This is a genomic window from Streptomyces sp. GL_148, assembly GCF_057834205.1.
In genome coordinates this window covers 349,401-362,035 of the sequence record NZ_JBYQMC010000002.1, presented here as the reverse complement: position 1 = coordinate 362,035, position 12,635 = coordinate 349,401, and the positions used below count along the sequence as shown (strand labels likewise).

8 protein-coding genes, 4 pseudogenes and 1 other annotated feature are annotated in these 12,635 nt (G+C 66.7%); of the genes and pseudogenes, 4 read left to right on the top strand and 8 right to left on the bottom strand.

Annotated elements, in window-relative coordinates:
* Positions 1-3 precede the first annotated feature (3 nt).
* The 5 genes and pseudogenes from AC3IYI_RS41265 to AC3IYI_RS41245 form a co-directional block, all read right to left on the bottom strand.
* Positions 4-815, bottom strand: a pseudogene (locus AC3IYI_RS41265) (IS5 family transposase).
* Positions 800-1,831, bottom strand: a complete 1,032-nt coding sequence (locus AC3IYI_RS41260) for an ISL3 family transposase (protein ID WP_489412152.1) — start codon at positions 1,829-1,831, stop codon at positions 800-802. The pseudogene AC3IYI_RS41265 and the gene AC3IYI_RS41260 overlap by 16 nt, the downstream one beginning before the upstream one ends.
* 107 nt (positions 1,832-1,938) lie before the next feature.
* On the bottom strand, positions 1,939-3,015 hold the full coding sequence (locus AC3IYI_RS41255) for a ParB/RepB/Spo0J family partition protein (RefSeq protein WP_489412151.1): 1,077 nt from the start codon (positions 3,013-3,015) through the stop codon (positions 1,939-1,941).
* Complete coding sequence (locus tag AC3IYI_RS41250) at positions 3,012-4,196, bottom strand: ParA family protein (RefSeq protein WP_489412150.1); 1,185 nt, start codon at positions 4,194-4,196, stop codon at positions 3,012-3,014. Before AC3IYI_RS41250 ends, AC3IYI_RS41255 begins: the two co-directional genes overlap by 4 nt.
* A 593-nt stretch (positions 4,197-4,789) precedes the next feature.
* Positions 4,790-5,569 carry a transposase family protein gene (locus tag AC3IYI_RS41245; protein WP_489412073.1) on the bottom strand — a complete coding sequence of 260 codons (780 nt, stop codon included), beginning with the start codon at positions 5,567-5,569 and terminating at the stop codon, positions 4,790-4,792.
* A 951-nt stretch (positions 5,570-6,520) separates the two neighbouring features.
* On the opposite strand from AC3IYI_RS41245, the gene AC3IYI_RS41240 reads away from it, so the two are divergent.
* Positions 6,521-7,273 carry a transposase family protein gene (locus AC3IYI_RS41240; protein ID WP_489412078.1) on the top strand — a complete coding sequence of 251 codons (753 nt, stop codon included), beginning with the start codon at positions 6,521-6,523 and terminating at the stop codon, positions 7,271-7,273.
* A gap of 51 nt (positions 7,274-7,324) precedes the next feature.
* Here AC3IYI_RS41240 and AC3IYI_RS41235 read toward each other — a convergent pair whose 3' ends face one another.
* Together AC3IYI_RS41235 and AC3IYI_RS41230 are read right to left on the bottom strand one after the other, a co-directional pair.
* Complete coding sequence (locus tag AC3IYI_RS41235) at positions 7,325-7,597, bottom strand: IS3 family transposase (RefSeq protein ID WP_489412149.1); 273 nt, start codon at positions 7,595-7,597, stop codon at positions 7,325-7,327.
* A 419-nt stretch (positions 7,598-8,016) separates the two neighbouring features.
* A pseudogene (locus tag AC3IYI_RS41230) lies at positions 8,017-8,103 on the bottom strand (IS3 family transposase); the annotation flags it as partial.
* Between the two features lie 228 nt (positions 8,104-8,331).
* Between AC3IYI_RS41230 and AC3IYI_RS41225 the strand changes: the two are divergent.
* Entirely contained in the window at positions 8,332-9,318 is a 987-nt protein-coding gene (locus AC3IYI_RS41225; protein ID WP_489412148.1) for an IS481 family transposase, read from the top strand.
* 22 nt (positions 9,319-9,340) lie between these two features.
* Here the strand turns inward: AC3IYI_RS41225 and AC3IYI_RS41220 are convergent, their stop codons facing one another.
* Positions 9,341-9,574: a transposase gene (locus tag AC3IYI_RS41220; RefSeq protein WP_489412269.1), complete on the bottom strand. Its 234-nt coding sequence runs from the start codon at positions 9,572-9,574 to the stop codon at positions 9,341-9,343.
* 253 nt (positions 9,575-9,827) lie between these two features.
* Between AC3IYI_RS41220 and AC3IYI_RS41215 the strand changes: the two are divergent.
* Positions 9,828-11,024: pseudogene (locus tag AC3IYI_RS41215) on the top strand (IS3 family transposase).
* Positions 10,105-10,219, top strand: a sequence feature (AL1L pseudoknot). (Overlaps the previous pseudogene by 115 nt.)
* 34 nt (positions 11,025-11,058) lie before the next feature.
* A pseudogene (locus tag AC3IYI_RS41210) lies at positions 11,059-12,568 on the top strand (ISL3 family transposase).
* Positions 12,569-12,635 lie beyond the last annotated feature (67 nt).

The following is a 12,635-nucleotide window of genomic DNA, read 5'->3' as shown; positions in this document are numbered from 1 at the left end:
ACATCAACGCCTCCACGAAAACCGGGGCGGTTCAGTGTTCTCACTGGTAATGCGGCGGGTCATGAGGTCGGTCATGGCGAGGTGGATGATGGCTTCGGATCGGGTGGGCAGGGTTTCGTAGTCGCGGGCGAGACGCCTGTGCAGCATGAGCCAGCCGTAGGTCCTCTCGACTGCCCAGCGTTTCGGGATCGGGGAGAAACCCCTGGTCCCGAGCTTGCGAGTGGTGATCTCCATGTCGATGCCGAGGGTGGCGGCGTGTTCGACGAGGTGCTGGCGGTAGCCGCCGTCGACCCAGACCTTGCGGATTCCGGGATGTTCAGCGGCGACGCGGTCGATGAGCCGGGTCCCGGCGACGGAGTCCTGCACGCTGGCTGCAGTGACCAGCACCGTGAGGAGAAGCCCGAGCGTGTCGGTGACGATGCTCCGTTCGCGGCCCGCGATCTTCTTGCCCGCGTCGATGCCCTGGCTGGCGGCGGGAACGCTTTTGGAGGTCTTGATGCCCTGGGCGTCGATCACACACGCTGAGGGCTCCGCGTCCCGTCCTTCCTTCTCGCGGAGCATTTGCCGCAGGAGTCCGTTGAGCTGGGCAAACACGCGCTCGTCTGCCCACCTGGCGAAGTAGCCGCAGACGCTCTGGTGCGGCGGGAAATCATGCGGTAGGTAGGCCCACTGGCAGCCGGTGCGGTCCACATAGAGGATCGCATTCATGATCTCGCGCAGGTCATGCCGCGGCTGCCGGCCCCGAAGTCCAGAGCCCTGCCACGGCGCTCGAAGCGTCACGCGGACAGCACCGGCTCGATCAACTCCCAGCGCATCGGACTGCCCAGGCGAGCCAGGCGTCCAGCAGGTGCACGCGTTCCGCGCCACCGGGCCCGAACACCTGCCGCAGCTGCTCTTTGAGCAGGTAGGCGAGGTAGAGCGGCTTGTTGGCAGCCTGGATCAGGGACAGCTTGGCCCGCTGCCGGTCGGTGAGGTCCTCCGGTTTCTTCCACAGCGCGTAGCGGGAGTCCTTGAGCTGGCCGGCCAGGGCCTTCATGCCCGCCCGGCGGGCGTCGTTCCAGACCTGGCGGCGGACCGCGTCCAGGGCGTCGCCTGCCCACTTGACGACGTGGAACGGGTCCAGGCACAGGGCCGAGTTCGGGGTGCATTGGGCGACCACGTCCGCGATCCACTCGGCCCCGTCCGCGGAAACGTGGGTCAGCGCCCGGGAGCGTTCGGCACCGAGGAGGTCGAAGAAGACGCGGACGGTCTTCTTCGAACGGCCCTCGACGACGTACAGCAGCTTCCCCGTGTCGTGGTCCACGACCACGGTCAGGTACTTCTGGCCCCTGGCGAAGGAGACCTCGTCGATGCCGATCCGCCTGACGTCGGCGAGGCGGCCGCCGTCCTGACCGTCCCGCTCAGCCATCACCCGGGCCAGGACGGAACCGACGGTGTGCCAGTTGATCCGCAGCAGTACCGAGATCAGCTTCTTCGAGGCGCCGGGGGGCGAACCAGGCGACCGTCTCGTCGAAGGGGACCGTACGTCCGGCGCCGTGCCGGGCCCACGGACGGCCACTATCACCACGCCGTGCGCGGGGCAGTCCACCCGCGGCAGGTCCGCCTCGAAGTAGACCCGCAGCAGCCCCTCGTCCACCGAGCGCCAGCGCCTGCGGCGGCCCCGGTCATACAGCGGCGCCCGCCGGCGGCACACCCCGCAGGCCGGCCGGCGCTCCCACCTGCGGTCCGGCCACACCGAGACGATCTTCACGGGTTCGACCGGGTGAACACGCACCTCCTCGACCACCGTGCACCCGACCCCGGCCGCCCTCACCAGTACGTTCGCAGACACGCCGCACCCTTCGGCAGGTTCCTGATCATCACAATCAGAAACCTACGCAGGGCGCGGCGCTCGTCATCTCAGGACACGAACCGACCCACACATATGAGCGAAGAGCCCTATTTGTCTCCATGGTCTTCGAGGAGCTTCTCGAGTAGGACAGTGCGCTGTGACCTGTCCATCTTTTCGAAGATCAGCTCAGCGACGGCTTGTCCGTCGTGCCAGGGGACTCGGGGGAGCCTCCGGATGTCCACGAGGTGGGTCGTGGTCTCCCCATCACTCACGGCTGGGTTATCACCGACGGGGTACGCAGCCGTAGCACTCTCGGTGCTAACGCCGCTAGCACCTCCCGCTTCGACCGGCTCGGCGCTCTCCGGTCCGGGAGCGCTAACGGCGTTAGCACCGAGAGGCGTCTCAGGGGTGCTAACGGCGTTAGCACCCTGCTTGCTCTGCCGACGTCGTTTGATCTCAGCCCGCTTGGCCATGGCTTCTTCAGCGGCGCTCTGCTGCTGTTGTGCCGGGAGCTGTCCCACGTTGCGAGCGATCTCGACCGGCAGAGTGCGGTCCTCGACGGCTTCCTGGAGCTCCGGAGTGAGCTTGAGCAGGGCGACGCGCTGGGTGACCCATGGGCTCGACTTGCCCAGGGCGCGCGCGACGGCCCGTTGGGAGCCGTGGACGCCGACGAGGCGCTGAAGGGCTTTCGCTTCGTCGAGCGGGTCGAGGTTCTCATGCTGGACGGCCGCGATGAGGGCCGTTTCGAGGAGGGTGTCCGCGTCCTGCGCGAGGGCGTCGTCGACGTGGACGGGGACGTCGTCCAGCCCGGTGAGGTTTGCGGCTGCCAGACGTCGGTTGCCATCGACGACAACGTATGTGGCCTGGCCGATCTGATCCTCATGGTCGGGGTGCGCTGCTAGAAAGGCCTGTCGCGTTACGGCCGTGAGAGGCTGGATGACGCCTCGGGAGGCCAGACTGTCGGCAAGGTCCTCGACCGACTTCAGTTCCTCACGCGGGTTGTAGGGGTTGTGCGCGAGGGCATCCAGCGGAACACGGAGTGTCCCGGCTGACGTAGCGGGAGCCGGTTCCGCGGCGGGACCGTCCTGGCCGGCGAACCGGGCGAAGGACGCCGCGCGGCTGCTCATGGGCCGGGCGACCGCGTTGAAGGTGGGGGAGTCCCCAAGCATGTCTGCCTTGCTCATACGGTGTTCACCCCACGGGCGATCTGCCGCATCTGGTGGGACTGTTCGCAGTCGGGTGCGTAGTCCAGGAGCGCGCGCTGCTTGCGGACGGCTTCGCGCTGTTCCTTGACGTCGGGGACTACGGCGAGGACCGGGGGAGTGCCGAGCGACTTCCATTTGTCCAGTGAGGACGTGGCAATGTAGCCGCGGCGGCTGTCGAACTTGTTGACGACGAGGCCGAGCTGCTCGATTTCGATGTCGAAGTCCCGGGAGAGGGAGTCGATCTGCTGGATGAGCATTCCGTATGCCTGGGCGGAGGTGTCCTCGGCTTCGACGGGGATGACGAGGCCGGAGGAGCTGGGCTTCTGTCCGTCGCGCTGGCGGCCGTAGTTGAGGGCTGCGTCCATTGCCAGTCCGAGGCTGGGGGGCGAGTCCACGACGATGACGTCGAAGTGCTCTTCGAGGGGGGCGAGGGCCCGCTCGAGTGCGGCTTCGCGCGGGCCGCGGAAGACGGTGAGGCCCGAGTCGAGGAGGAAGGCGTCGAAGGCTGCGGGCAGGATTCGCAGGCGGCCGCCGAAGCGGTCACCGCTTATGGCGATGGTCAGGTCGACCAGTGCCTGCTTCGCCTGCTCTCGGTGCAGCATGTGCGTGATGAGGCTTTCCTCGCCGGCGGGGATGGCGGTGAGGCCCAGCTGGTGGGTGAGGTGGCCTTGGGGGTCGTAGTCGACGAGGAGGACTCGCAGGCCGCCGATCGCTGCGGAGGCTGCGGCGCCGGTGGCGGACGGGTCTTCGGCGAGCGCCTCGGCAAGGCCAGCGGAGATGGCTGTCTTACCGACGCCGCCCTTCTGGTTGCAGACGATGATCCGTCGGGTGGTCTTCTGTCCTTCTGCGGGGTTGTCGGCGAGCCAGAGGACGACGGACTGGGCAAGCCCCTGGATGTAGGAGACGCCTCGTTCGCGGCAGTCGGTCTTGAAGTCCTCGTAGAGGCCTTCTGGGAGGTAGGTGCCGAAAGAGTCGGCTCCGGCGGTGTTGATGGCGGGAAGCGCGTCCGGGCAGTCACGCCAGGCCTGGATACCGGCCGCGACTGCGTCCTGCATATCGGTCTGGAGCTGTGCTGCACGGACCTTGAGTCCCTGCTGGAGGTGGGCGGGCAGCTTGGAGGCGAGTTTCTCCCGCTCAGCTCCCGAGTTCGGAGATGACATGGACGGCAGCATACTGCCGCGCTCGGCGTTTCCGGAGATCCAATGGGGGTGTTTTGCTCGCTCTCCATGGCAGTTGCTACTCCAGTGCTAACGGCGTTAGCACCATCCTCAACTCCCAGCTGAGGTCCCATCTTTTCGAAGCCTGACTAGCAACTTGCGGACCATGCACACACCCACTTGGCGCGCCTCCCCGCCGTGTCCAGCAACCGACCTGCACTGAAGCTCGCTACGACTGGCCGGGCCGCTGACGGCCTGCTGCGGCCGGTGTCGGAGGCCCTGGCTACGGTTGCCGGGTGAACGGATCGAATGCAACGGCCGGCGTGCCCGCCCACCACGGCGCGTTGCTGCCTCTCCTGGGTACCTACGAGGAGGTCGTGTAATTGATCAATGAGCTACTTCATGTACGACGTTATGGGCGGACGGTCGACGAGCCTGATCCGGAGACGATGAGGAGAGTGCTCGACGGTCTGGCGCAGGCCGATGACGAGCACCTCGCTGTCTCGCTCGCTCATGAGAGCGGGTGGTGCCTCAGCGCCTTCGGCAGCGGTCTATTGGTCTGGGAAAGCCCGGACGAGGAGGCCTATTCACGGGGTTCACCAGCCCTTCTTGTAGAAGGCGAGGGCGGTGATGGTCCTGGTGATGAGGGGGAAGGTTTGGAGGGCGCCGCGGTAGCGGGTGGCGAGGATCTTCCAGTCCTTCAGGTGCGCGATCGCCCGCTCGACCGCGGCGCGGAGTTTGCCGATGCTCTGGTTGTAGACCTTGTCTCCGGCGGGCCGTTCCCGGCCTGGGGGCTTGCGTCTCGCGGTCAGCATCCCGGAGCCGAGGTAGCCCAGGTCACCGATGTCCTCCCGGTTGGCGAACGTCCCGGGAAAGTGGGACTGCCGCCAGGCATGCATGTCGTGCCGTGAGCCCGGGACGGGCGCCGGGACCGCGAGCAGATCCCCTGACAAAGTGGCCGCGACCTGCAGGTTGAAGCCGGTGTCCCTGTGCTTGCCGGAGAACATTGTTGTGCCCTCGCTTGCCCCGTCCCAGGTGGTCACCAGGGTGCCGTCGATCAGGACGAGGCGGCCGGCTGAGATCTCCGTGGGGTCCGGGACGTGTCCGGCCAGGACCTTCTCCACCACCGGCAGTAGCGTCGTCCACCGCCTGGAGACAGTGGCCTGGGAGATCCCGAACAGCTCCGCGGCCGCCTCCTGGACGGGGTTCTGCCGCAGCAGGAACAGCACCAGTACCACCGACTTGTACAGCCCCAGCACCCACATCCGCCCCGGCGTCACCGTCCGGTCCGGATCCTCCACCAACGCCCGGTGGACCTGTTCCACCAGCCCGCCCAGTTGATCCTTGTCCAGCCCTGTCGTAACGTCCCAGCTCAACGGCCCTGCCCCGGTAATGATCTGACGTCTTCGCAAACATCAGGCTACGGAGCAGGGCCCTCTTCACGATCAAGGAAATCGGGCTACGAACCCCCGTGAATAAGCCTCACGGACTCGGGGGCCCAGGGGAGATGCTCGATGTCGCCCGCGAGGAGACTCTCCGGCTCTTCGGCTCTTCGGACTGCTGGCGGCAGGTGACAGCGCATCGGTTTGAGGCGCTCTCCTGGCAGAGGTGACCGGCCCAACCGGCAGGTTCGCGCCCAAGGGAAGATCACCGCGACCTGAAGTGCACGGCGAGCTTGTCGGAGCGCATCGAGATACCGCGCCACTGCTTGAGCCGGTTGATGCATCGCTCGACAGTGTTGCGGTGCTTGTATGCCTGGCAGCCGAAGCCGAGTGGGCGGCCGCCGCGCTGCTTGCGGTTGGCGATCTTGCGGCAGGTTCAGGGGTCAGCGCAGTGATGCCGCGACGGCGTACGTAGGCGCGGATCGCGCGGGAGGAGTACGCACTATCCGCGCTCACGCTGTCTGGTCTCGTCCTGGGTCTGCCATTCCCGATTCTGGGTATGGGGATGCCGGCCATGACGGCCTCGAAGTGGAGGGAGTCGTCGCGGTGTCCGGCTGCGACCAGCGGGCAACGGCACCGGCCGTCGATCAAACGACCATCCGACCCACAGGACACTGCCTACAGTAATCGGCGGTTGTGGACCCGCAGGCCTGTCCAGCCATGACACCTGCCCCGGTGTTTCGCAGCGAATTTATCTACCCGTCACCCTTCGGCCGCAGGCATGACAATTGGCCCCATGAACGTCTTCTCCATCAGGGCAAAACCCTTATACTGAACCTCTTCCAACCTGACGGGTGGTTGGATCGGGGTTCCCGGTGGTGGGCATGAAGAAAGCTCCTGGTAGACGGGTTCACGACCAAGATCACCAGTCCGCCAGGAGCTCTCGTGCTTGTCTGCCCGTCCGCCATCGATCTGTCCAGCCGCACCCTGCAGCACCTCTCCGGTCTTCTCGCAGGTCACCGCCGCCGCATTGGTTCCCGCTGGCGGTGCCTCACTTGTAGCCGGCAGGCCCTGCTCGTCCTCGCTCACCTGCGCTGCGGCGACACCTACGCCCGCCTCGCGGCGGGTTTTCGGGTTGGGATCGCGACGGTCTACCGGTACATACGCGAGGCCGTCGACCTCCTGGCCGCCCTCGCGCCCACGCTCGAACAGGCCATGCAGACCGTGCGGAAGAAGGCGTACGTGATCCTCGACGGCACCGTGCTGCCGATCGACCGCATCGCCGCCGACCGGCCGTACTACTCGGGGAAGAAGAAGCATCACGGCATGAACGTGCAGGTCATCGCCGATCCGGCCGGGCGTTTGATCTGGGCATCGGACGCGCTGCCCGGGGCCACTCACGACCTGACCGCGGCCCGGACCCATGGCATTCCCGCCGCTCTCGCCACCGACGGCGTCAAGTGCTGGGCGGACAAGGCCTACCAAGGTGCGGGTCCTGCCGTCCGCGTCCCGTTCCGGGGCAAGAACCTTCGCGGCTGGCGCCGACGTCACAACCGGGACCACGCCAAGATCCGCAGCCTCGGCGAACGCGCCATGGCGACCCTCAAGTGCTGGCGACTCCTGCGGAAGCTCCGCTGCAGCACCACCCGAATCACCGCAGTCGTCCGAGCCGTCGTCGCCCTCGAACTCGCCAACTGATCAAGATGGAAAAGGCTCACTGAGGTTCCCCCGGTGAGCTGGGGGTGCTGATCAGCTGGCCGTGATGGGTTGATGGGTATTCAGGTTCGCTCGTTCGGCCGCTGCCTGTTCGGCGTAGAACTTCTCCTCGTATTCGATGGGGCTGAGGTAGCCGGGGCGTTTTTGGATGCGGGTGGTGTTGTAGGAGCCGTCGATGTACTCGAACAGGGCCTGGTTGGCCTGGGCCCGGGTGGCGAAGACGCGGCCGCGGATCCCTTCGCTCTTGATGAGGGTCCACAGGTTCTCGGCGAGGGCGTTGTCGTACGAGTCGCCCACCGATCCCATCGAAGCCGCGATCCCCGCTCTGAGCAGGCGAGTTGTGAGCTTGATGCTCGTGTATTGACAGCCGTGATCGGCGTGATGGACCAGCCGTCCGTGCTCGGGGCTGCGGGAGGCGAGGGCGTACTCGAGTGACGCGAGGGGACCAGGTCGGTGTCCGCTCGGGCGGAGGTTTCCCGGGCCACCACGCGGCGGGAGAACGCGTCACGGATCGCCGAGAGCCACAAGGGTCCTTCGGCGGTGTCGATCACGGTCAGGTCGGTGACCCACAGCCGGTCCGGGGCCGGGGCGGTGAAGTCCCGCTTGACCAGATCGGGAGCGAAAGTGGCGGACGGGTCGGCGATGGTGGTCTTCCAGCGCCGGGTGCGGGGGCTGACACCCTGGATGCCGGCCTGGCGCATCAGCCGCTCCACCCGTTTGCGGCCCACCCTCATCCCGCGCCGGGCCAGTGCCGCGTGGATTCGCGGCGAGCCGTAGACACCGTGCGACTGGGTGTGGATCTCTCTGATCATCTCCAGGAGTGCAGCGTCCTCGCGCTCACGGCGGCACGGGTTCTTCTGCCTGCGGCGCCGACGGTAGTAGGTGGAGGGCAGGGTGTTCGTCTCCCGGAGTACCAGCTCGATTCCCAGGTGGGGGTGCTCGTCGATGAGCGCGGTCACCTGGGCCGGGTCGGGTCGAGCTAGGTATAAAACTGCCTGACGTTGGTTACACATGGGTCTCTGAGTAGACGGAGATCTGCCATGCCCCCTTCGCCGCAACAGCAGCGGGACCGCCAGGCCCAACATCGGCTGGCGGTCCTGCGCCACGCCGAGGAAGTCACCGGGAACGTCGCACTGACCTGCCGCTACTACGGCATCAGTCGCACGTGCTTCTACAAGTGGCTGCGCCGGTACCAGGACGAGGGCCTCGAGGGCCTGCGGGATCGCTCCAGCAAGCCCCACCACTGCCCCCACGCCGCCGAGGCCGACGTCGTCAACAAGATCGTCTACCTGCGGAAGCACTACCACTTCGGCCCGATGAAGATCAAGATGTACCTCAAGCGGTACCACGACATCGACATCGCCTGCTCCGCCGTCTACCGCATCCTCAAGAGACTCGGGATGAACCGCTTGCCGGCCTCTCAGCGCTACAAACGGCACGACAAGCGCTACACCCGCTACGAGAAGCAGCAGCCCGGCAACCGAGTCCAGATCGACGTAAAATTCATCGAACCGATCGGCGTCCCGGAAAGGACCCCGTCCGCGGCCCCGGTCACCGCAACTCTGCCCAAGCGGCGGCGGCGAGCGAAGTACTACCAGTTCACCGCCATCGACGACTGCACCCGTCTTCGGGTCCTGCGGATCTACCCGCGATGCGACCAGAAGACCGCCGTGCAGTTCCTCGACTACGTCCTGGAGCGTCTACCGTTCCGCGTCGAGGTGATCCAGACCGACAACGGAGCCGAGTTCCAGTCCGCCTTCCACTGGAACATCCTCGACAAGGGCATCGCCCACACCTACATCAAACCGGCATCACCGCACCTCAACGGCAAGGTCGAGCGCTCCCACCGCATCGACGCTGAGGAGTTCTACCGCATGCTCGACGGTGTCGTCATCGACGACACCGGGGTCTTCAACGACAAGCTCCGCGAGTGGGAGGACTACTACAACTACCACCGCCCCCACGGCGCCCTCGGCGGCCAAACGCCCTACGAACGCCTGAAGCAGAAGACCCAGACCCCGCTGTAATCAAGCTCCGGCAAATGCACACCTAGGCCGCGAAAAACGCCGAGGCAGTGCGCAGGACCTCGTTCGCCCGGCGCAGGTCCCGGACCTCCTTCCGCAGAGCCACCAGCTCGCTGTTCTCCTCGCTGGTCAGCCGATCCCCGCGCTCACCGCGGTCGGCCTCGTCCTGGCGGATCCAGTTGCGCAGGGCCTCGTGGTGCACGCCCAGATCCCTCGCCATGTGACGGATCACCGGCTCCGGATCAGCGGCCCGATACATGGCCACCGCCGCTCACGCAACTCCAGCGGGTACTTCATCGGTGCGGACATCGTGACATCTCCCTTTCACGATCCCCATCTGACACTCCACCAGCCACTTCCGCATCCCGGGGGAATCTCACCAGGGCAACCTCAGCCGCGAGTGGCGACCCCTGCACATCAACGGCCACGACTACATCCAGACCAAGTTCGACAAAGCCACCTGAACCGCCCCGGGGATCTTGGAGGTTCTGAACCCTGGAAGGGTTGGAGTCATGCCGGCACCGAGGGAATACCCCGCTGAGCTGCGGGAGCGAGCGATCCGGCTCGTGTTCGAGATACGTCGGGAGACCGGGACGAAGACCGGCTCGATCTCCCGGGTCGCCGATCAGCTCGGGGTCCATCGTGAGGCCCTGCGCGGGTGGGTGCAACGGGCGGAGACCGATGCCGGGCAGCGGCCCGGGACCTCGTCGGCGGATGCCGCGCGGATCGCGGAGCTGGAGCGGACGGTCAAGGACCTGGAACGGTCGAACGCAATTCTGCGGGCGGCGTCGATTTTCTTCGCCCGGGAGCTCGACCCGAAACTGCCCAGGTGACCGCCTTCGTGGACGAGATCTGCGACGAGCACGGGGTCGAGCCGGTCTGCCGAGAGCTGCAGATCGCCCCGTCGACCTACTACGCCGCCAGGAACCGGCAGGCCGTTCCGTCCGCCCGCGAGGTCCGTGACGAGGAACTGAAGAAGGAGATCGCCCGGGTGCACCAGGAGAACTACGGCGTCTACGGGGCCCGCAAGGTCTGGCGTCAGCTCCGGCGGGAAGGCGTCGATGTCGCACGGTGCACCGTCGAGCGCCTCATGCGAGTCCTCGGCCTGGCCGGCGCGGTGCGCGGGAAGAAACGCTTCACCACCGTCCCGGATCCGGCCGCGGCCCGGCCGAACGACCTGGTGAACCGCAACTTCACCGCCGAGGCGCCCAACGAACTCTGGGTGACCGGCTTCACTTACGTCGCCACCTGGGCGGGAACGGTCTACGTCGCGTTCGTCATCGACGTGTTCTCCCGTCGGGTCCTGGGCTGGCGCACAGCCGGACATGCGGACCGAACTCGTCATGGACGCGCTCAACATGGCCATCTGGACGCGTCGGCGTGAAGGCCGCCATGACCTGGCCGGGCTGATCCATCACAGCGATGCGGGCAGTCAATATACGTCGGTTCGCTACACTGACCGCCTGGCCGAAGCCGGCGCCGCACCCAGCATCGGCACCGTCGGCGACGCCTACGATAACGCCGCGGCCGAGTCGATGACCGGTCTCTGCAAGACCGAGCTCATCAAGATGCAGGCCCCCTGGCGCACGTTGGACGAGGTCGAGATCGCCACCCTGCCCTGGGTCGACTGGTACAACGAGCGACGACTCCACGGCTCCACGGGCTCTGTCTCACATTCGGTGGTGACGGAGAGTCGTGCGGGTCGTTGACCTTCGCGTGAAGGAAGTCAACGAGCTTGTGCAGATGGTGTTTTCGGGTCTGTTCCCGCTGGTCATCGAAGATGTGGCCGACGAGGGTGAACGGATCGTGGTGCGGTCGCGGACTCCGCAGGAGGCGGCGATCTGTCCGGTGTGCGGGGCGTCGGCGGGGCGGGTGCACGGCTACCACTGGCGGACAGTTGCCGACGTGCCGGTCGACGACCGCCGGGTGGTGGTCCGTGTGCGGGTGCGGCGTCTGGTGTGTCCCACACGCGGCTGCCGGCAGACCTTCCGCGAGCAGATGCCCGGGGTGTTGGAGCGATACCAGCGACGCACGGCCCGTCTGACCAGGCAGGTCAAGGCCGTGGTCAAAGAGTTAGCGGGCCGGGCTGGATCGCGTCTTCTGGCGATACTCGCCGTGGGCCTGTCGCGTCACACGGCCCTGCGCACCCTGCTGCGCATCCCGTTGCCCACCGGGCGTGTGCACCGGGTGATTGGTGTCGACGATTTCGCCCTGCGCCGGCGGCACCGCTATGCCACCGTGGTGATCGACGCCGAAACCCATGAACGGATCGACGTGCTCCCCGACCGCACCGCCGACACTCTGGAGGCGTGGCTGCGAACCCATCCGGGCGTCGAGATCGTGTGCCGCGACGGCTCGACGACCTACGCCCGAAGCCATCCGTCGCGCCTTGCCCGACGCGGTACAGGTCGCCGACCGCTGGCATTTGTGGCACAACCTGTGCGAGGCCGCCCTGAGCGAGGTCAAGGCACACAGCACCTGCTGGGCCGCCGTGCTGGACACACCCCTGTACGACGGGCCCCGCGCACAGACCACCCTCGAACGCTGGCACCAGGTCCACGACCTGCTCGACACGGGCGTTGGCCTGCTCGAATGCGCCCGCCGCCTGCAGCTGGCACTGAACACCGTCAAACGCTACGCCCGAGCCGAGCAACCCGAGCGGATGCTCCGCGTCCCCAAATACCGTGCCAGCCTCGTCGACCCCTACCGCGAACACCTGCGCAAACGCCGAGCCGAAGACCCCGCCGCCCCCGTCCGACATCTCTTCGAAGAGATCAAGGCCCCCGGGTTCACCGGCTGCCTCAACCTCCTGCACAAGTACATCAACCAAGGCCGCGCGGACGCCGACCGCAGCCACATCTCCCCGCGCCGACTGGCCCGGATGATCCTCACCAAGCCCGACAACCTCAAGACCGAACACCACGACCTCCTGGCACGACTCACCGCCGCCTGCCCCGAAATGACCCGGCTCGCCGCCTGCATCCCGCCCTTCGCCCAGCTCCTGGTGCCCGACCCAGGAAATGCCGACGCTTTCGAGCACTGGACCGTCGAGGTCCGGACGGCCGACCTGCCCCATCTGCACGCTTTCGCCCGGGGCCTGGACCGAGACCGCGACGCCGTGATCGCCGCGCTCACGCTTCCGCACCACAACGGCAGCACCGAAGGCGTCAACAACAAGACCAAGCTGATCAAGCGGCAAATGTACGGCCGAGCAGGCTTCCCGCTCCTCCGCCACCGCATCCTCCTCGAATAGCGGCACTCTCCGTCACCACCGAATGTGAGACAGAGCCGCTCCGCGGACAACCTCCCCCCGACTGAGT